This is a genomic window from Streptomyces sp. HNM0574 (assembly GCF_012726235.1).
Classification (GTDB): Bacteria; Actinomycetota; Actinomycetes; order Streptomycetales; family Streptomycetaceae; genus Streptomyces.
Genome location: NZ_JAASAH010000001.1, coordinates 535,866 through 556,023 on the forward strand (window position 1 = coordinate 535,866; position 20,158 = coordinate 556,023).

The 20,158-nt window shown below is 71.0% G+C and carries 16 protein-coding genes and 1 pseudogene; 13 read left to right on the forward strand and 4 right to left on the reverse strand.

Annotation, left to right across the window (positions count from 1 at the left end; genetic code table 11):
* The first annotated feature begins 11 nt into the window (after positions 1-11).
* The 5 genes from pglZ (at position 12) to HCC30_RS02225 (ending at position 10,790) form a co-directional block, all read left to right on the forward strand.
* Entirely contained in the window at positions 12-2,843 is a 2,832-nt protein-coding gene (pglZ, locus tag HCC30_RS02205) for a BREX-2 system phosphatase PglZ (RefSeq protein WP_346776459.1), read from the forward strand.
* Entirely contained in the window at positions 2,843-4,171 is a 1,329-nt protein-coding gene (gene brxD / locus HCC30_RS02210) for a BREX system ATP-binding protein BrxD (RefSeq protein ID WP_169440219.1), read from the forward strand. The genes pglZ and brxD overlap by 1 nt, the downstream gene beginning before the upstream one ends.
* Positions 4,168-6,291, forward strand: coding sequence for a DEAD/DEAH box helicase (locus HCC30_RS02215; RefSeq protein WP_169440220.1), 2,124 nt, complete (start codon positions 4,168-4,170; stop codon positions 6,289-6,291). Before brxD ends, HCC30_RS02215 begins: the two co-directional genes overlap by 4 nt.
* A gap of 965 nt (positions 6,292-7,256) precedes the next feature.
* A complete protein-coding gene (locus tag HCC30_RS28180) occupies positions 7,257-8,741 on the forward strand; it encodes an HNH endonuclease (protein ID WP_206323225.1) in 1,485 nt (494 codons plus the stop codon).
* A gap of 315 nt (positions 8,742-9,056) precedes the next feature.
* Positions 9,057-10,790, forward strand: coding sequence for a DUF4157 domain-containing protein (locus HCC30_RS02225; protein ID WP_240979251.1), 1,734 nt, complete (start codon positions 9,057-9,059; stop codon positions 10,788-10,790).
* A gap of 28 nt (positions 10,791-10,818) precedes the next feature.
* Here the strand turns inward: HCC30_RS02225 and HCC30_RS02230 are convergent, their stop codons facing one another.
* The gene (locus HCC30_RS02230) at positions 10,819-12,012 is read right to left on the reverse strand and encodes a transposase (protein WP_240979252.1); all 1,194 of its coding nucleotides are present in this window, start codon (positions 12,010-12,012) and stop codon (positions 10,819-10,821) included.
* A gap of 274 nt (positions 12,013-12,286) precedes the next feature.
* A complete protein-coding gene (locus HCC30_RS02235; protein WP_169440222.1) occupies positions 12,287-12,826 on the reverse strand; it encodes a TetR/AcrR family transcriptional regulator in 540 nt (179 codons plus the stop codon).
* Positions 12,827-12,923: 97 nt separating this feature from the next.
* Here HCC30_RS02235 and HCC30_RS02240 point away from each other — a divergent pair, with 97 nt between their 5' ends.
* From HCC30_RS02240 to HCC30_RS02275, 7 genes are all read left to right on the forward strand, one after another.
* Entirely contained in the window at positions 12,924-13,541 is a 618-nt protein-coding gene (locus HCC30_RS02240; protein ID WP_169440223.1) for a pyridoxamine 5'-phosphate oxidase family protein, read from the forward strand.
* Positions 13,542-13,822: 281 nt separating this feature from the next.
* Positions 13,823-14,692 (forward strand): diiron oxygenase, encoded by an 870-nt coding sequence (locus HCC30_RS02245; protein WP_169440224.1) that lies wholly within the window; start codon positions 13,823-13,825, stop codon positions 14,690-14,692.
* Positions 14,689-15,546, forward strand: coding sequence for a hypothetical protein (locus tag HCC30_RS02250; protein ID WP_169440225.1), 858 nt, complete (start codon positions 14,689-14,691; stop codon positions 15,544-15,546). Before HCC30_RS02245 ends, HCC30_RS02250 begins: the two co-directional genes overlap by 4 nt.
* Position 15,547: 1 nt before the next feature.
* Positions 15,548-16,225, forward strand: coding sequence for a 4'-phosphopantetheinyl transferase superfamily protein (locus HCC30_RS29120; RefSeq protein ID WP_346776460.1), 678 nt, complete (start codon positions 15,548-15,550; stop codon positions 16,223-16,225).
* 43 nt (positions 16,226-16,268) lie between these two features.
* Positions 16,269-17,093 carry an SAM-dependent methyltransferase gene (locus tag HCC30_RS02265; RefSeq protein ID WP_169440226.1) on the forward strand — a complete coding sequence of 275 codons (825 nt, stop codon included), beginning with the start codon at positions 16,269-16,271 and terminating at the stop codon, positions 17,091-17,093.
* Positions 17,094-17,265: 172 nt separating this feature from the next.
* Positions 17,266-18,501, forward strand: a complete 1,236-nt coding sequence (locus HCC30_RS02270) for an MFS transporter (RefSeq protein ID WP_169440227.1) — start codon at positions 17,266-17,268, stop codon at positions 18,499-18,501.
* A gap of 39 nt (positions 18,502-18,540) precedes the next feature.
* Positions 18,541-19,332, forward strand: coding sequence for an alpha/beta hydrolase (locus HCC30_RS02275; protein WP_169440228.1), 792 nt, complete (start codon positions 18,541-18,543; stop codon positions 19,330-19,332).
* A 48-nt stretch (positions 19,333-19,380) separates the two neighbouring features.
* Here HCC30_RS02275 and HCC30_RS28950 read toward each other — a convergent pair.
* Positions 19,381-19,636: pseudogene (locus tag HCC30_RS28950) on the reverse strand (TetR/AcrR family transcriptional regulator); the annotation flags it as partial.
* On the opposite strand from HCC30_RS28950, the gene HCC30_RS02285 reads away from it, so the two are divergent.
* Positions 19,589-19,879, forward strand: coding sequence for a hypothetical protein (locus HCC30_RS02285; protein ID WP_169439842.1), 291 nt, complete (start codon positions 19,589-19,591; stop codon positions 19,877-19,879). The pseudogene HCC30_RS28950 and the gene HCC30_RS02285 sit on opposite strands and share 48 nt — an antisense overlap.
* On the opposite strand, the gene HCC30_RS02290 is transcribed toward HCC30_RS02285, so the two are convergent.
* On the reverse strand, positions 19,869-20,150 hold the full coding sequence (locus tag HCC30_RS02290) for a helix-turn-helix domain-containing protein (protein WP_346776477.1): 282 nt from the start codon (positions 20,148-20,150) through the stop codon (positions 19,869-19,871). The two genes, HCC30_RS02285 and HCC30_RS02290, sit on opposite strands and share 11 nt — an antisense overlap.
* Positions 20,151-20,158 lie beyond the last annotated feature (8 nt).

The window sequence follows — 20,158 nt, forward strand, 5'->3', positions numbered from 1 at the left end:
TGGGGGTCACTGTGCCGGAACTCGACCAGCGGGTCGTCGCCGGACTGCTCACCGCCCACATCCCACTAGCCAAGGGGCGTCGACTCGTTCTGGTACAGGGCAAGTACGCGGCGGGCAGCCCCGAGGAGTTCACCCTCTCCGTCGGGGAGGGCGAGCGACGGTCGGTCCGGGTCGTGCACAGCACCTCGGTGCTCGGCATCACCGACGCCTGGCAGGCCCATCTCGCGGACAGTGGTACGGACTCCAGTACGGGCAGTCGTACGGGCACGGGCAATCGGCGAGACGTCCTCGTGGTGACGACCGACGTCCCCGACGACCGGCTCGGGCTCGACCTGGTCGGCGAGATGATGCGCTCGCACGTCATCAAGGTGGACGAGGCCGACATCGTCAAGCAGCTCTTCGGTGCCGCCGACCTGGACCCACGGATGCGCCGCGACCCCTGGCTGTGGCTGCCCGCCGCACTGATCGCGGCCGAACCGGCCGCCGGGGGCTGGCCGCAGCACGGGGCCGTGCTCACCCTGGACGCTGCGATGCGCGCCCTGGTCGGCTGCCGCCTCGGCCTTATCGAGGTCTTCGAGGGCGGCGGCTCGGTCGACATGGACGCACTGCTCGCCTGGTCCCGCACTCCCGGCGGACCTGAACAGTTCGCCGCGCTTGAGGAGACCGAACGGTCCGGTATCGCCGGCTGGCTGGAGCAGAGCGCTGGCGACGCTGCCCCGCTGCTTCTTCGCCTTGCACTGAACGGACGCGGCGCCGAAGCCACCGCGCTCGGTGTGCTCGCCTCCGCAGTCGCCGGGGACAACGCCTCCCCTGATGCGGCCATGGCCCTGGGCACTCTCTTCGGCGCCGCAGGCGCCAAGGTCACCGAATTGCGCGCCTACGCCCGCGCGGTGGAAGGCACCCTCACCCGCTGGATCGACGAAGCCGCCGGCCGCGGCGATTCGGCCGACAAGGCCCGGCAGCGGGTACTTGAGGTGCTTCGCCAGGCCGACGAGCTCGCCACCGCCGCTCATCTGACCGACGCCCTGGCCGACAACCCCTTCCTGCCTTCCAGCTTCCAGTCGCGGCTCAGGCTCCTCGCCGAGGCACTGCCTGCCGGCCCGGAAGCCGCCCAGACCGCATGGGAGCACGTGCGGGACCACCGGACAGCCGCACTGTTCGCCCCGCACCGGGTCGAACTCGCACAGATGGCAGTCCGGCTCACCCGCTGGCTGGACGAGCCGGAACCGCAGGTGACCGACGTCGACCAGGCCGTACGTGCGCAAGCGGCCGACTGGGGCCTGGTCGACCGGGCCCTCACCCAGCTGCGATCCGGCGACGCCGAGGCTGCCCCGGCGCTAGCCCGCGCCTACCAGGACCTGCACGACGCCGCACAGCGACGGCGCCGCACCCTCGACGAGACCTTCGCCTCGAAGCTCGCCGCATGGGCCGCCCATGCCACGGCCGGACACTCCGAAGGCGCACTTCTCATCGAGGACGTCCTCGAACAGATTGTGGCCCCGCTCGCGATGAAGAAGGACAGGCCCCGCCCACTCCTGATCGTCCTTGACGCTATGAGCAGCGCGGTCGCCGCCCAGCTCGGCGAGGAACTGACCAGCGCCGCCCGCTGGAGCGAACTGGCGGCCGGCGGACAGCGGGCTGCTGCAGTCGCGATGATCCCCTCGGTAACGGTGATCAGCCGGGCCACCCTGCTCTCCGGACGCCCGACCTCAGGCGGGCAGAGCGTGGAACAGGAAGGCTTCACCACCTTCTGGCGCGACCGGCACCGACTCGACTCCTCGCTCTTCCACAAGGCGGATATCCCCGGCCCACCCGGCCATCTGCTCCACCCGCGCTTGGTCGCCGCCCTCGCCTCGGACGACGTGGTCGCGGTGGTCCTCAACGCCATCGACGACAGCCTTGACCACGGACAGCAAGGCTCTGTCTCCGCCTGGTCCGCGGCTGACATCACCTACCTCCCGGAACTCCTCAACGCGGCCCGCGGGCAGGGCCGCCCGGTGGTCCTGGTCTCCGACCACGGCCACGTGCTGGACCAGGCCGATCCCGGTGAGGGGCCGGTGCCCGCCGAAGGCGTGGAGTCCGCACGTTGGCGCACCGGCACGGTCCCCGGAGAGGGGGAGGTCCAGCTCGCCGGCCCCCGCATCCTGGAGAACGGCGGCCGGGTCACCGTCCCCTGGGACGAGCGGATCCGGTACACCCCGCGCAAGGCTGGCTACCATGGCGGAGCGACTCTCGCAGAGATGACCGTGCCGGTCCTCGTCCTCGCCCCCTCGGCCGCGTTCGCACCAGCCGGGTGGAGCGAGGTGTCGGCGGAGTCCGTACAGCCTCAGTGGTGGAAGCCGCGCGAGGGCACTCCCGGTGCCCCCGCTCCGGTCGAACCGGCCCGGAATCCAGTGCCTCCCAAGCAGAAGCCGCGGCCGCAGGAGGGCGTGCCGTTCACCGACGACGCGGTCAAGACACCTGCAGGGAAGAGCACACCCCCCTCCCCCGAGCCGGTCGGTCTCGGTCCGCAGGTGGTCGCCACCAAGATCTACGAGGACCAAGGCAAATACGTCCGCAAGGCACCAGATCGCAAGGTGGTGGCTGCTGTCATCGACGCGCTCGACGCGGCGGGCGGCACCTTGTCTCTCGCCGCCGTCACAGCAGCCGTCACCGCCTCCGGCGGACGGACCCACACCCGCCCTGAGGGCCTGGTTACCATGCTCACCCGGCTGCTCAACATCGAGGGATACGAGGTCATCGGACTGGTCGACTCCCGCACCCGGGTCCGCCTGGATCGCGACATGCTGCGCGAACAGTTCGAACTCACTGGCCAGGCAGGCTCTGCAGGGGAGAACAGCTGATGACCACCACACGCGTGAGCGCGGCCCGTCGCCGGGAGGTCCTGGACGCACTGCGGCGCGGCACCGTACCGCAGACCGGGCTCGACCTCTTCGCGGTTGGCCTGAACCGTTTCACTCCCGCCCTGGACGAGCGGATCACAGGTACCGCGAGCGGCAGCGGCGCCTTCCACGCGATCCGCGGTGAGTACGGCTCCGGCAAGACCTTCTTTGCCCGCTGGCTCGCTGAACGTGCCAAACGGGCCGGGCTCGCCACCGCCGAGATCCAGATCTCCGAGACCGAGACCCCGCTGCACAAACTGGAGACGGTCTACCGCCGCCTCACCGAACGCCTCACCACCGCCACCGAACCGGCCAGCGCCCTGCGGGCTGTCGTGGACGGCTGGTTCTTTACTCTGGAAGAGGAGGTGGACGAGGCCCACCCCGAACTCGCCGAAGACTCCGAGGCGTTGGAAGGTGCTGTAGAGAACCTCTTGGAGGAACGGCTGCGCTCGGTCGCCCGTACCACGCCCGCCTTCTCCGCCGCCCTACGCGGCTACCGCAAGGCCGTTGTCGCCGGGGACACCGCCACCGCCGAGGCCGTCATCGCCTGGCTCGGCGGCCAGAAGTCGGTCGCCGCCTCCGCCCGGCGCACCGCAGGCGTGCGCGGCGACCTCGACCACTTCGCCGCCCTCGGCTTCCTCCAGGGCCTGCTCACCGTGCTCAGAGACTGCGGCCACCCCGGACTCCTCGTAGTTCTCGACGAGATCGAAACCCTTCAGCGGGTACGGGGAGACGTACGCGAAAAGGGGCTCAACGCCCTGCGCCAGCTCCTCGACGAGATCGACTCCGGACGCTTCCCCGGCCTCTTCCTCGTGATGACCGGCACCCCCGCCTTCTACGACGGCCAGCAGGGAGTGCAGCGCCTCCCCCCGCTCGCACAACGCCTGGCCACGGACTTCTCCACCGACCCGCGCTTCGACTCCCCCCGCGCGGTCCAACTCCGGCTGACCGGCTTCGACCTACAGCGGCTCGGCGAACTCGGCCGCGCTGTACGGGACTTGTACGCGGGCTCGGCCCGTAACCCGGAACGCATCGCCGCACTCGTCGACGACGCGTACGTCAGCGAACTGGCCACCGCGATGACCGGCCGGCTCGGCGGCCGCGCCGGCATCGCGCCCAGGCTCTTCCTGCGGAAACTGGTCGCGGACGTACTCGACCGGGTCGACGAGTTCGAGGACTTCGACCCGCGCACCCATTACGCGCTGACCGTCAGCACGGCAGAATTGACCGACATCGAGCGCAACGCGGCGGCGGACAGCGCCGACGAGATCGAACTGGATCTATCGTGACGGGCGCACCCGAGCCGCTCGACCGGCTCCACCCCGGCCTGGTCCACCACATCGTCAACACTCTCGGCTGGACGAGCCTGCGGCCGCTGCAGGAGGAGTCCATCGTCCCGCTGCTCGACGGCTCGGACGCGATCCTGCTCGCGCCCACCGCCGGCGGCAAGACCGAGGCGGCCTCCTTCCCGCTGCTCTCCCGGATGGACCGGGAACGCTGGACGGGCACCTCGATCCTTTACGTGTGCCCGCTGAAGGCGCTGCTCAACAACCTTCTGTCGCGCTTGGAAACCTACAGCTCCTGGCTGGGCCGGACAGCAGCCCTGTGGCACGGTGACGTGTCACAGCCGAAGCGCAGGCGGATCCTGGCCGCCCGGCCAGACATCCTGCTGACCACCCCCGAATCCCTCGAAGCGATGCTGGTCAGCGCCAACGTCGACCATCAGGCCTTCTTCGCCGGGCTGCGCACCATCGTCGTGGACGAGGTGCACGCCTTCGCCGGGGACGATCGGGGCTGGCACCTGCTCGCCGTCCTCGAACGCCTGGAGCGCGTGGTGGGACGACCGGTGCAGCGGGTCGGTCTCTCGGCCACCGTGGGCAACCCGGAGGAACTGCTCGGCTGGCTGCAGGGGGCGGGCCGGGGCAGGCGGACCGCCACGGTCGTCGCCCCACATCTGCGCGAGGAGCAGCCCGTTCTCCCGCCGCCCGGCGACATCCAGCTCGACTACGTGGGCTCGGTGGAGAACGCGGCCAAGGTGATCGCGGCGTTGCACCGGGGGGAGAAGCGCCTCGTTTTCTGCGAGTCACGGCGACAGGTGGAAAAGCTCGGCGAGTCCCTGCGGGCCAAGGGCGTCAGGACCTTCCTCTCCCACGCCTCACTCTCCGTGGACGAGCGGCGACGGGCTGAGGAGGCTTTCGCGGAGGCCCGCGACTGCGTGATCGTCTCCACTTCCACCCTCGAACTCGGCATCGACGTCGGCGACCTCGACCGGGTTATCCAGATCGACGCACCCGGCACAGTGGCCTCGTTTCTGCAACGCCTCGGCCGTACCGGCCGGCGCGCCGGTTCCACCCGCAACTGCCTCTTCCTCGCCCTCGACGAGGACGGCCTGCTCGCCTCCGCCGCCCTGCTCCTCCTGTGGTCGCGTGGCTGGGTCGAGCCGGTTGTCGCCCCGCCCGAGCCACGTCACATCGCCGCTCAGCAAATCCTTGCGCTCTGTCTGCAGGAGCACCGGGTCGGCGACCGGCTCTGGCCCGAGTGGTGGGGTGGCCTCGCACCCTTCGGGCCCGCCGCGGAGCCGATCGTGCGGCACCTGGTGGAGGACGGATTCCTCGACCAGGACGGCGGGATGCTGTTCATCGGCCCCGAGGCCGAACAGCGCTTCGGATTCCGCCACTTCATGGATCTCACGGCGGTGTTCACGGCCGCCCCCGAGTTCACCGTGCTGGCCGGCCGCACCGAGATCGGCACCACCGACCCGGCGCTGCTCACGGAGGAGGTAGCGGGCCCACGGCGGCTGCTGCTCGCCGGCCGCAGCTGGGAGGTGACCTACATCGACTGGGGGCGTCGCCGCTGCTTCGTCGAACCCGTCGAGGGCGGCGGCCGCGCCCGCTGGGGAGGTATGGGCGGAGGACGGGCCACCTCGTACGAGCTCACGCGCGGGGCCCGCGAGGTCCTGCTCGGCGCGACACCTCCGGTCACCCTCACCCGTCGTGCGGAGGCGGCACTCGCCGAAGCCCGGGAGAGCGGCGCGGAGCTGGTGCATCCGGAGCGGACGGTGATTCTGCGGGGCGGCAAGGACACTGGAGTGCGCTGGTGGACCTGGGCCGGCCAGCGAGCCAATGCGACGCTGGCCGCAACGCTCAGCACGGTGGCCGACCCTGTCCAGCGGCCCACCGCCACGCATCTCCGGCTGCGCGAGGACCTCACCCCCGATGCCTGGAAGCAGGCCGTCGCAGATGTCACGGATCGGATGTGTCTGCCCTCGGTCGATCCTCAGGCCTTGAACGGACTGAAGTTCAGCGCCGCGCTACCCGCCCGGCTGGCGGAGGCCACTCTGGCCGCTCGCCTCGCGGACCTGGACGGCGCGGAGGCAAGCCTGGCGCAAGCCGTCCGATTCACCGGTTAAGGGTGCTACGCCCTGTGACCTCGCGGAGCAACTGCGTGAGTTCCTCAGCCAGACTCGGCCCGTGCCGTCACGCCGCCCATGCGTACCGTGGAGAGCGTGCCGAGCAGGAGTGCAGAGCCGTCAGGGTGCGCAAGAGATACGCCGATGCGTCGTCGAAGAGTGACCTGTCACGCGCCTGGCGACAACCGCGGCCGTGCCGGGGCTGGCTCGGGAAAGAGGCTGACGACCTGATCGGGCAGAAAAGGCCCACCACCTACGACCGGGCGGTGAGGTTCTCTCAGCGAAGTGATCGACGCGATGGAGTGTGGACGGCTCAACACGTTCGCGACCAGGGGCTGTTGACCTCGGCGGTAGCCAGGCGTGAAGCCCCCTGGTAGGAACAGGCCTGCCAAGATCATGTCCGCTGAACCAGGCGCCACGTTGGTCGCCTATGGTGCCACTCTCGACATCTCGCTCCACAGGGTGGAGTACGTCGCCCGTCGCCTGGCCGCCCACCGCCACCGGATCGGCGCCCCGGAAGCACTCCCGGGAACAAACCCGCCTGGTCTTCGAGTTGAGGGCACCGACCCCGGAGAGCATCGATCTCACCGTGCACAGCACCAGCGGCCACGCATACACGGAGCGCCTCGACCGTACGTAGAGCGCACGGCTCCCCACATGCTCCGGCTCACCCCAGCGTGATCACCGTGGTCAGCGGGGTGATGCGTGGGGGATTGGGCCAAGTCCCCCCTCGGACACCAGCAGAGACCCCAGTTGGTCTGGGGCCTTTCTGTTTTCTGGGGCCGTGGCGTGATCAGCTGCGTGGCCAACAGCCGGGCGAGTCCCCAAGGGGGTCCAGACGTGGCGGGCCGATACGGCTAGGGCAGGACGTCGTCCCTGGCCGCTGCCCGGCCCCTTGCGGGCCGGGTCACCTCGAGTCGGCGCTATGAACACCGAATGTCAGTGCCGGCACCTACGGTGCGCTCATGAACGACAGCCCTCAGAAGCCGACTCCGGGGCTGGGCTTAGCCCGCTCCGGGGCCATGCACGAGGCAGCCCCACCCGAGGGGGCGGAGGCCGATGGGTCAACGAGGGGCGTCGCCCTGTATCACGACATGCGGGTCGAAGAGGATTTCGCCAAGTGCGCCACTCGCCTCTTCTCGATCCTCAAGCACGCTGCCGCCACGAATCCCGGTGGCCCGCGCCACCTCTTCCTCGACATCCAAGGACACCGCAACGCCGCTGGGGGCTTCGACGCCGATGCTTTGGAGATCATCCAGGAGTTCCTGCTGGACTTCCTCGGCCCCTACCTCACGGAGATCAGCACGCCGCTCTACCGCGTGAGGAATCCCAAGCCGCAGCGTGAGGACGTACCTGACGTCCTGAAGATCCGAGACCCGGATCGTGAACACGCCTACGACCATCGCGAGTTGCGCGTGCGCCAACGGGAAAGTCGCCCCGACGGACGCCGCTCCAGGCCTCCGGCCCAGGCCATCGCCGACTATCTCGGCCTTGAAGAGCCGATCTGTCTCATCTGCTGGCAGGCGCCGGTGGAGAGGGCCCATGTGGTTCCGGAGTCGCTCGGCGGGTCCAACGACGTGCGCAACTTTGCCCTCCTCTGCCCGCGCCACCACCGTGAGGCCCCTGACGTCGCGGACGCCGAGGCGTTCTGGTCCTGGGTCGACTACGCCTGCGAACGCGACGGCCATATGAAGTGGCAAGGCGTGGACCCCCAGACGCTGGCCAGGGCGGAACGTGTCGGGCTCCGCATCGACACGTCCGGACCGGTGCGCAAGAGCCTTCACCATTTCGGTCGGGTCCGGGACGAACTCGTGCGTCACTACGGCTGGTGCCCCGAGGACTTCGCCGGTGGCGACCAATGGGGCGCGCTGATGGAGGAGTTCCACACGGTGATGGACGCCGCGACCAGCACCCACTTCAATGTCGCCAAGAAGGCATCCACCGAGGCATGGGCGTTCGAAGTGGCTCGCAGACGCCTGCGGGACGGCGTGACGGAGCCCGGGGTGGGCGAGGACGTGCCGCCCGCGTCGAGTCATCCCTCGGTGGAACTGGCCGAGCGGACACTGCGGGACGCCTCCGAGGGCGACTCTGGGAAGAACCTTGTCGCTGCCGCGCGCCGAGCCGATATCGCCACCGAAGCGGCGGCGCTCGTGCGCGACATCATCGCTTCCGCGGGGGTTTCCCGTGCCGAGGAGGTGCTGCGGGGCATCAACGAAGAGGTCGTGGACCGTACCGCGCAGTTCGAGCGACTGGCTGACGAGCTGATGGAGCACGCGGTCTGCCGGCACTGCGGCCACGCAGTTGCCCGAATCGGGAACGCTCACTGGCGCCATAGTGCCGCGGCGCCCATGTCTCGTGGTTGCCGGGCTGCCAGCTTCGACCGAGACGGAGCTTGGGACGATTCCCTCGACCGAGCGTGGAAGGCGACCCCACCGAAGTCCTATCGATGAGGTGCCCGCGGACGTCGGCAGGGCTGCGACGGCATGATGCCGAGACCGTTGGGCAACTGGCCTCCTCCCGCACGGGACATGCTCGGGGAGCTCATCGAGATGAGGTCGGCACGTGCCCTCTCGGGCACCCCCTGTGCCCCCGGGACAGCGCGTTCCGGCCTTGCTCGGGGTGGGGGTTTCCGTTGTGGTGGGCGGTTGTGGTGCTCGACTACGGGGAGGTGGCCGGTGGTTCATCAGCGTGTGCCGGAGCAGGGGCCGGGGCGGAAGAGTGCGGCGGGCTCCCGGGGGGCGGCCAAGCCGGGTGGGCTGGCGGGGTTGCAGCGTGCGGTGGGGAACGCGGCCGTCGTGCAGTTGCTGCGGCGGGCCGGGCATGCGGAGGGCGGCGAGCACGACGCTCCGGAGCGGGCGGAGGGGGCGGCGGTGCGGGATGTGCTCGCCGGGCCCGGGCGGCCGCTCGACGGTGCGCGGCGGGCCGAGATGGAGGGGCGGCTCGGGGCGGACTTCTCCGACGTCCGTATCCACGACGACAGCGCGGCGCGGTCCTCCGCGGCGGGGATCGGGGCCCGCGCGTACACCTCCGGCAGCCATGTCGTCCTCGGCGACGGCGGTGGGGACAAGCACACCCTCGCGCACGAGCTGACGCATGTGATCCAGCAGCGGCAGGGGCCGGTCACGGGCAGCGACGACGGTTCGGGGCTGAAGGTCTCCGACCCCGCGGACCGCTTCGAGCGCGAGGCGGAGGCCAACGCAGCCCGGGCCATGGCGGGTCCGGCCCCGGACCGCGCCGGTCCGGTGGGGCACCACGGCGGAGGGCCGACGCGTCCCGGGCCGGTGACCGTGGCACGTCTGACCTCGGCCGCGGAGTTCAAGGAGCAGAGTCGACGGCCGGGCAAGACCTCCCAGTTGCGCAGTCGCGGCAAGGAACTCAAGGCGCTGGACAACCTGTTGGACAAGTATCCGGGAATCCCGGACATGGGTGCCCCGATGGCCGAGCACGCGCGGTGCGCCGCCGCCCTGGAGCAGATCCGGGCCGCCGCCGACGCGGCCCTCGCCAAGGACCTGAAGCCGGAGCAGACCCTGGCCGTGCGCGCGCTCCGCGAGGAGGCGGTCACGGAGCACATGGTCTACGCGGGGCTCAGCGGGGTGCCGGACGCGACGGGGGTGGCGGAACTGGTCCGGCTCACCGACCTGTACGACCACGTCCTGCCGCACGCCCAGTCCGCCGTGGTCGGTTCTGACCTGTCCCGGCTCCTCAACCACGTGACCGGCGAACTCACCCGGCGCCTGGGCAATCTGCTGGACACCGTGCGGGCGGGGGGACCCGGCGCCGAGGAAGCCGACGCCGTCCTCAAGGGCGCGCACCGCCGGGAGATGGAAGCGCTGGTGAGGATGGCCCAGGACCCCACCCTGCCGAGGCTGACCAGGGACATCCTCACCGAGGTGACGAGCCTGCGGGAGATGGTCACGCTGAGCCAGGGCACACCGGGGACCACGAAGGCGGGGCCCGGCGACTACCGGATGAAGAACGAGCTGGGCCCGCCGGAGGGCAGGGTCGAGCGCCTGGGTGCCCTCGCCCATGAACTGACGCACGTCGCCGCCGGTGAGAGCTACCGCAACACGTCCATCCTGCTGCTGTGCCGGCAGGGGCTCGGCAAGCAGGAGATGCTGCACCTCGCGAAGGAGCGCGCCGGCCAGGTCCGGCATCTGAAGTCACTCGTCACCGACGACATGGTCACCGGCCGGCAGCACATGCTGCTCGACAACAAGCTCGACTACATGGTCAGGCCCACGCGTCTGGCCGGGTACGTCATGAGCTTCAAGGAGCAGCTGAAGGCCGAGATCGGCGAGGAGCGGCACACGGAGCTCATGGAGATCGCCCACGAGGAGATGGCGGACAGCGCCACTCTGGTGGAGTTCGACACCGTCCTGACCCAGCTTCTGGTGTTCCTGCACTCCTGGAACGTGCCGGAGAGCCACCCCTTCTACCAGGAGGTGCAGCGTCTCGCCCGGGTCCAGCGGAACAGCCGCCTCTCGGCGATGACGGGGTAGCGCCCCGGCTTCGGCCGCCGGGCTTCCGTCAGCGGGCCAGGCCCTCCAGTACCGCTCCCGGGGCCGGTGTCCCGTGGGGTGGGGTGTGGAGGTGGCGGTAGTGGTAGGCGGCCGAGGCCATGGTGGTGTGGTGGTGCCAGCCGGGGAAGGAGCGGCCCTGGAAGTCGAGGAGGCCGAAGTCCTGTTCCAGGGTCCGCACCGTGGCGGAGGTGAGGGCGGAGCGGCCGATGTGGTCGAGGACCTCGTCCAGGCGGTGCGCGGGGAGGTTGGTGAGCCAGTGGCCGCCGGTGGCGTGCTCGGTGACGAGCAGGTAGGTACGCGGCGCCCGGCGCGCGCCGGGGAGCCGTACCGGGGTGGACAGGGCGCCGCGGGGGCCCAGGGTCACCGTCCGGGGCTCGCCCGCGGGGGACGTCAACCGGTGGGCGGCGAGGGGCTGTTGGGGGGCGTCGGGGCGGGTCGGTGAGGCGTGGGTGACGGGCTGGCCGGGGTGGACGGCCAGGACGAAGGGCAGGCCGCGCTCGCTGAGCCGGTCCGCGACGGGGCGGGCGTCGGCGCTCAGGGGGCGGGTCACCACGAGCGGGACGGGGTGGGAGATCCGCAGCCGGGCGAGCCAGTCCACCATCTCCAGCAGGTGCGCGGGCGCGGACCGGTAGTGCGCGGAGTCGGGTATGCGGGCCCGTTCCCGCTGTTCCTCGCCGAACCACTTCTCGTCCATGACCAGCCGCCAGGCGACGGGGACGCATGCGGTGCCGGAGACCACGAACAGGCCGATGCCGACCTGGCAGTTGAGAGTGCGTCCGGCGTCGGGAACGTAACGCCGGTGCACTCCGACGGTGTGTTCCCCGCGTTTCTCCACCACCACCATGCTGCTCGTCCACGCCTCGACGGGGCGGTTTTCCGCCGCGAGGAGGGCGAGTCCGGCGCAGGCTGGCAGCCAGTCCCAGGGGCTGGAGGAGATGAACTGCTGGAGCGACTGGGAGGTGTTGGGCGAGGCGGGGCAGAGGGTTTGTGCCATCTGCCGGACGGTTTTCCGTCCCGGCGCGGACAGCAGTCCTCTGAGATAGGTCTCCGCCGTGCGCTGCTGGTCGGCGCGTGGCAGATATCCGAATATCCGGCGCACGAAGGCGGAAACGGGGGTGTGCCTCGCCTCGTGCGGTCGGGTGGGTGCGGTGGCGCCAGGTGCGGCCATGACTGCGTCCCCCTCGGGGATGTGCGTGCCCATGCCGCCAGAACATAGTGAGGATCTTCCGGATTTCCGGGTGGCGAAGCGGCAGGAGACGATTACTTCCGCAAGTCATCGTCGCCGGTTCGCCGAACTTAACCGTACGTCCAAATCCGCGCAACAATTCCGGCGCCGGAGCGGGGCGGTCCGGTAAAGGCAAATGCGTGGCAAAGAATGCGAGGGGGCCGCGAGTTGTTGAAGTCGGCGTTGGGGGTGAGGTGCGGAACGGCGCATGATCGGGGCGTCGCCCGCACGAATCCGGGGCTTCCGGGCTCTAGTCCAGGAGGCGTTCGGCCACGGCGCGGGCGCGTCGGGCCGCGCCGCCGCCGCGTTCGCGCATCGCGGTGACCGAGGCGCCGTCCAGGAGCAGGATGAACTGCTCGGCCAGTTCGCGGTGCCGGGGGTGGCCGGCCTCCTTCAGGAGGCGGTCGAAGAAGTCCGTCACCTTGCCCTTGTGCGCGTTTGCGAGGCGGAAGATCTCGCCGTGCGGATCGGCGGCCTCCGCCATGGCGTTGATGAAGGCGCAGCCGCGGAAGCCCCCGGACTCGGCGGATTCCGCCAGGGCGTCGAAGACGGCGAGCGGCCCGCCGCCGTGGGAGGCCACCGCCTCCTCCAGCCAGTCGTGCCACTGCGCGTCGCGGCGCTCCAGGACGGCGTGCACCAGCTCGTCCTTGCTGGCGAAGTGCCGGTAGAAGGAGGCGCGTCCGGCTCCGGTGGCCTCCAGCAGGCGTTCCACGCCGACGGCCTGGATGCCCTCCTTGTAGAAGAGCTCCTCGGCGCCCTGGAGGAGTCGCTCACGCGCTTGTGTCGCCATGCGGCCAGTGTAAGGGGCCTTGACGCGATTCGGGCCCGATCGGTACCGTTTTGAAAACGGTACCGATCGGTACCGCACCTCCGGAGGAGGGGAACCGGTGAGTCGCTTCGCACACCTGGCCTACACCGACAGCGTGCGCCGCGTGCAGGAGGAACAGGGCAGCACCCGGGCCGCCGGCCGCGCGCTCTCCGGGCCCGCCGGACCCGACCTGATGGGGCCGGCGGAGAAGGAGTTCATCGAGGACCGGGACGGGTTCTACCTGGGCAGCGTGAGCGAGGACGGCTGGCCGTACATCCAGCACCGTGGCGGCCCGCCCGGCTTCGTGCACGTGCTGGACGAGCGGACGCTGGCCTTCGCCGACGTCCGCGGGAACCGGCAGTACATCACCACCGGGAATGTGCGGGCGCGAAGCCGCGTCGCGCTCTTCTTCATGGACTACACGCGCCCCGCGCGGCTGAAGCTCTTCGGCCTGGCGGCGACCCGGTCGGCCGAGGAGTACCCCCGGCTCGCCGAACGGCTCGGCACGGTACGCACGGCGGGGCGTGTGGAGCGGCTGCTGGAGATCCGGGTGGAGGGCATCGCCTGGAACTGCCCGCAGCACATCACCCGCCGCTACTCGGCGGAGGAGACCGAGCAGGCCGTCCGCCTGATGAGCACCCGCCTCGTCGAACTGGAGCGGGAGAACAGGCGCCTGCGCTCCCTCCTGCCCGACTGACCCGCGTCCCTTCAGCCGTCCGCACCCCGGCAATGCCGGCCCCGGGAATTCTCCTCGCCGAGCGACAAGGAATAGGCGGCGCAGAGTTATTGAGGTCGGGGTTGGTGGCCGGCCGCGGCCGCGTGCATGCTCGGGACCGAGCGGGAGCCGGAGCGGTCGATGCCCCTCGTACGTTCCGGCCCGGTTCACGGGGGAGTGCGTTTTCCCCTGCCATTTCCCGGACCGGCGCGCCACGTACGCGGAAATCCGCGTCGGCGCGGATGAGTTGGAGGCAGCCACGCATGGTCAGTGACGTGATCGAGCAGGACGAGCGGTTTCTCGGAATCCTGGACCGTCTGACCACGAAGTCGGTCGACGACTATTACAACCCGTACAAGCTCTTCGAATGGCCGGACAGTCTTCCGGAGCGGATGTGGTGGATGAGTCCGGAACTCACCACCACGTACGGCACGGAGGTCGCGGAGCGGCTGAGCCAGGAGCAGCTGTACGCCCTTTCCCGTTACGAGAGCATCAACTTCTACAGCCTGAACGTGCACGGCATCCGGGAGTTGCTCATCGAGGTGACCCGGCGCATCCACACGTCCGGGTTCGAGACGCCGTCGGAGTTCTTCCACCACTTCATCGGTGAGGAGAACGAACACATGTGGTTCTTCGCGGAGTTCTGCCTCCGGTACGGCGGGAAGATCTACCGCCAGCCGGGCGGCGCGGCCGCGGAGATCCCCCGGTCCGGCGTGGAGAGCCTGCTGGTCTTCGCCCGCATCCTGATCTTCGAGGAGCTGGTGGACCACTTCAACGCGCGGATGGCGGCGGACGAGCGGCTGGACGGGACGATCCGCGCACTCAACCGGATCCACCACCAGGACGAGTCCCGGCACATCGCGTTCGGCCGCGAGCTGGTGACGGCGCTGTTCAGGAAGGTCCGGGAGAGCTCGGGCGAGCAGGAGCTGAAGGAGATCGCCGACTACATCCGGCGCTACATGACCTTCAGTTTCGAGTCGCTGTACAACCCGCAGGTGTACCGGGACGCGGGGCTGGCGGACCCGATCGGGCTGCGCCGGGAACTGCTGGACTCGCCGCAGCGGGCCGAGGCCGAGCGGAACGTCTTCCGGAAGACGAGCAGGTTCCTGGAGAAGACGGGGATCATCCGATGACGGCCACCACGGCGAGCGCGGCGGACCGGGACGTGTCCGTCTCCGGCGGGCTGGTGATCCTCGGCCCCGAACACACCGAACTGCTGCGTGAGTTGGACGCAGTCTTCACCTCTTGGGGAAGGGGCGCCGGGGCGCGGGAGATCCTGCCGCCGCCGGTGTACCCCGTCCGGGACCTGGAGAAGTTCGACGTCTACACCAACTTCCCGCACCTGACCCTCGCGGCGGCCCCGCTGGAGCTTGCGGACGGCCCCGGCAAGCCGGTGGACGGCGTCTTCGACCCGTCCGACCTGCGGGGCGCGCAGCTGGGCCTGCCGCACGCCACCTGCTACGGCGCGTACCTCTTCCACGAGAACACCGAGGTGGCCGAGGACACCCTGGTCACCCTGGTCAACCGGTGCTTCAGGAACGAGGAGCACTACACCGGGCTGCGCCGGATGCTCAGCTTCCAGATGCGGGAGATCGTCGCGCTGGGCGGTTTCGAGCACACCCAGCGGGTGATCGAGGAGTTCACCGCGCGCATCACCGCGTTCGCCGGGGCGCTCGGGCTGCCGCTGCGCCAGGAGGCCGCGTCCGACCCGTTCTTCGAGAACGACGGCGGCCGCGCGCTGATGCAGCGGCTCAGCCCCGTGAAGTACGAGTTCCTCGCCGGTGAGCTGTCCGTCGCCTCCGTCAACACGCACCGGAACTTCTTCGGCGAGCGCTGCAACATCACGCTCCCGGACCGCACCCACGCGCACACCGGCTGCGTGGCCTTCGGGCTGGAGCGCTGGGTCGCGGTGCTGCTGGAGCGGCACGCGGGGGACGCGGCGGCGGCGCTGGCGACCGTGCGGGACGCCGCCCGCCGGGCCGGCTGAGGTGTTCGGCGGACGGGTCGGCGTCGACGTGGTGCCGTTCAGCCGGGTCCGCCGGCTGCTCGCCCCCGAGGCGCGGCCCGCGCTGCTGCGCATGCTCTCCGGCGCGGAGGCGGGACGGTACTGCGCGGAGCGCCCGGACGTCCCCGGCATCGCCGGCCGACTGGCCGCCAAGGAGGCGGTGTTCAAACTCTTCCAGGCCACGGAGGTACCTCTCCCGTGGCGGTCCATCGAGGTGCTGAACGGCGCCGGCGGCTGGCCCGAGGTACGGCTCGGCGGGCGCGCCGCGGCCCTGGCCGAGCGGGCCGGGGTCGGGCACGTCGAGGTCAGCATCGCGCACGACGACCCCTGTGCCGTCGCGGTCGCGCTCGGCGCGGGGCCCGCGCGCACACCCAGGAAGCAACTCACCATCCAGGAACGGAAGTTCCGGCAAGGAGGAAGCATGTCTTCGGGCGGAATCGACGACGTCAGGAAGTGGATTCTCGGGCGGAACCCGGACCGGGACTCCCTCTCCGCGGACGAGAACCTCATCGAGAGCCGCCTCGTCGACTCGCTCTCGTTCGTCGAACTGGTCTACGCGATCGAGGGGGCCGGCGGCATCGAGATCGACCTCGACGCCATCGACCTCCAGGACTTCCGGACCCTCGCGGCGATCGAGAAGGCCTTCTTCACGGCGGCGTGACCCGCGTACGCCCCACACCCACCACCGCAGAGAGGTCGGCACCATGGAAGCTGTCTCCTACACGGCCCAGTGGACCGCCGCGGCCCGCGCCGCGGAGTCCGAGCGCGGGGACGACGCGCTGTTCGACGACCCGTACGCCAGGGAACTCGCCGCGCCCCGCGGGTTCGAGCTGCTGGAGAAGTACGGGGGCGGCGGGCTGCGGGAGTTCATCGGCATCCGCACCCGCTATCTGGACGACGCCGTCACGGACGCGCTGGACGGCACCGGCGTCCGGCAGGTGGTCCTCGTCGCCGCCGGGATGGACACCCGCGCCTTCCGCCTGGGCTGGCCACCCGGCGTGACGGTGTACGAGGTGGACCACGAGGCGCTGGTGCGCGAGAAGCGCGCCCGGCTGGAGCGGCTGGGCGCCACGGCGCGGACGGAGCGCCGGGAGGTCGGCGCCGACCTGGCGGGGGAGTGGCTGCCGCGGCTGGAGGAGGCCGGGTTCGACAGGTCCCGTCCGGTGCTCTGGGTCGCCGAGGGCCTGTTCTTCTTCCTCACCCGTGAGCAGGCCACCGGGCTGCTGCGGCTGCTGCGTTCGGCCTCGGCCCCCGGCAGCGCGCTGGCCACCGACTTCGCCAGCGAGGCGCTGCTGCGCAGCCCCTTCTCCCGCCGCTTCCTGGAGCATCTGCGGGCCGACGGCACGCCGTGGCGCTTCGGCACCGACGAGCCGGAGGAGTTCCTGGCCGGTTCCGGCTGGAAGGCCGTGGAGGTCAAGGAGCCGGGCGAGCCGGGCGCGGGCCGGGGCCGCTGGCCGTACGAGGTGCAGCCGAGGGAGCGCCGCGGGGTGGCCCGCAGCTGGCTGGTCCGCGCCGAAAGCGCGGGCTGACGGAGCGGGGCGGCGCTTCGGCTCCGCCCCGCCAACTCCCTTCCGTCCAGCGGCACTTGACCCTATTCGGAACCGATCAGTACCATCCAGGCCGGTGCTATTCGGTACCGACCAGTACCGTCCTGGCGGTGAACCCCGGCCGGGACCGGTCCGAACCGACAGGGATCTTCAGATGAGCGAGAACGACACCGCCTCCCCGGGGCGCGGCTGGCGCGCGCGTACCGCAGTCCTGACGCTGGGCACGTTCGCCGTGGGCACCGACGGATTCGTCATCGTCGGACTGCTCCCCGAGATGAGGAGAACCCTCGACGTCAGCATGGCCCAGGCAGGCCAGCTGGTCAGCGTGTTCACCCTCGCCTACGCGATCCTCTCGCCGGTGCTGGCCACCGTCACCGGCAAGTGGCCCCGGCGCAGGGTCCTGGTGACCGCGCTCCTGCTGCTCGGCGCCGGCAACGCGGTCACCGCGCTGGCCCAGGACTACGGGGCGGTCCTCGCCTCCCGGGTGCTCGCGGGCTCCGGCGCGGCGCTGTTCGCCGCGAACGCCGTGGCGACCGCGGCCCAGCTCGCCGGGGACAAGCGACGCGGCAGCGCCATCGCCATGGTGACCGCCGGTTCGACCCTGGCGCTGGTGCTGGGCGCCCCGCTGGGCACGTTCATCGGGAACGCCTGGGGCTGGCAGGCGGCCATCTGGTTCGTCACCGGCGTCGCCGGCGCCGTCGCCCTGGCCATCGCGCTGTTCCTGCCGGACATCCGGTCCCGGCAGAGCGTCACGCTGCGGGAGCGCCTGGTGCCGCTGACCGACCGGCGGGTACTGAAGATCCTGGTCGTCACGGTGCTCGCGTTCATCGCCATCTTCCTGCCCTTCACCTACATGGGCGCGGTCTTCGAGCCCGCGACCGGCGGCGACCAGGCCCGACTCGCCCTGCTCCTGCTGGTGTTCGGCGTCGCCGCCACCGGCGGCAACCTGCTCTCCGGCGCGCTCGCCGACCGGCGCGACCCGCGGCACGTCGTCATCGCCGCCACCCTGGGTGTCGCCGTGGTGGTCCTGCTGATGCTCACCGTCCGCGAGGCCTTCGTCCCGGTGGCCGTCCTGCACGCGCTCAGCGGCGTGGTGTCCTTCTCCGTCATCGGGCCGCAGCAGCACCGCGTCATCGGCTACGCCCCCGAGGGCGGAGCGCCCCTCGTCACCTCACTCAACACCTCCTCCGCGTACCTGGGTCAGTTCCTGTCCAGCGTGATCGGCGCGGCGATCCTCGCCACCGCCGGCTCCGCCGCCTGGCTGCTGCCCGTCTCCGCCGTCTTCGCCCTGACCGCGGCCGCCCTCACCCGGTGGACCGGACGGCCGGCCCCGGCGGCGGACGGCGAACCCGTCACGGACGGCGGCCGGCCGGCGGCGCGGGCCACCTGACCCGGAACGCCGGGGGACCACACCTGTAAGGGGAATCGCATGATCAGCACCGCGGCGCTGAGCGTCGACGTCGACGGCCTGCCCGTCGGCTACTACCGGGAGGGCCACGGCCGGGAGATCGTCCTCCTGCACGGCGCCAGCGGCCACCCGGAGACGAGCTTCCCGCACCTGCTCGACGAGGTCATGAAGAGCCGGACCGCGATCGTGCCCGGCTACTCCGGAAGCAGTCTCACGCCGCTCCCCGAGGGGGAGTTGACCGTCGACCTGCTGGCCGAGCAGGTGCTGGGCGTGCTGCGGGCCGCCGCGCACGGCCCGGTGGACGTGGTCGGCTTCTCCACCGGCGCCGTCGTCGGCGCGGTGGCCGCGGCCAAGGAGCCCGGACTCGTCCGCCGTCTCGTCCTCAGCGGGGGCTTCGCCCACTACGGGCACCCGTGGCAGCGGCTGTTCACGCGCACCTGGCGGCGCCTCGCGGACCTGGACGCCAACACCTTCGCCGAGTTCACCCTGCTGCACGCGCTCTCCGACGGCCACCTGGACACCCTCGCGCCCCGGGACCGCCTGATGCTCCGTTCCGGACTGATGCCCTCGCCGGGCATGGTGGCCCTGGTCGAACTCGTCAGCCGGCTGGACATCGGCGCACACCTGCCGAAGATCACGACACCCACCCTCGTCCTCGGCAACACCCGGGACCAGCTGGTACCCCTCCGGTACGCGCGCGAGTTCCACGAGGCGATCCCGGGCAGCGCGTACGCCGAGATCGACTCGGGCCACCTGGCGGCACTGGAGCGGCCGGAGGAACTGGTGGCGCACATCGAGGACTTCCTCGGGTGAGGGCCGGCCCCGCCCAACCCGGAGGTGGCATAACGGAGTTGGGGCGCGTCACTCGGGGGCGAGCCCGTCTGTCAGGCGGTCGAGGAAGCGGGTGAAGGTGGCTTCAGGGGCGGCGAGGGCCTCGGCGAGTTCCGGGTGCCGGCCGTCCGCGGCGACGGCGGCGAGGTAGCGGGCCTCGGCCGCGGCGCGGCCGGGGGGCCGCGAGGCCGCGGACCGTGCGGTCTCGTGGGTGACGTGTCCGGCCACGGACGCGCGCGTGGGGGCCGGGAGCGCGTCCGGTGGACAGGGCGGCCGGCAGCCCAGGGAGGCTCCGGCCCGGCACGCGTCCCGGCAGGTGCGGACGGACGGCCGGCAACCGTCCCGGATCACCGTGCCGTTGAGTTCGGCGGCGCACCGGTTCGCCGCCGGCCACCGCCTCCGCTGCCCGCGCAGCCCCGGAAACGGGCAGCCCGCCCTGGACGCGACCGCCTTCACGCCCACGCACATCACCGTCCGCGCGGACTCGGCGCTGAGCCTGCCGGTGCGCGGCGGCACCGTCAGTCCGTAGCCGGGCCGGGTGCGGGGTTGTTCCTGATGAGGGTGATCAGGCCGGGGTAGCGGGCTTCGAGGTCGGCCGTGCGCAGTTGGGCCATGCGGCTGTTGCCGCGGTCGACCTGGCGGATCAGGCCGGCCTCGCGGAGGATCCGGAAGTGGTGGCTGCGGGTCGACTTGGAGACGGGCAGGCCGAAGGACGTGCAGTGCCGTTCGGTGCCCTCCGGCTCGCGGGCCATGTACTTGGGTAGGCAGAGCCGTAAGTCTTGGATACCCCCCAGGGGTATGCTACGTT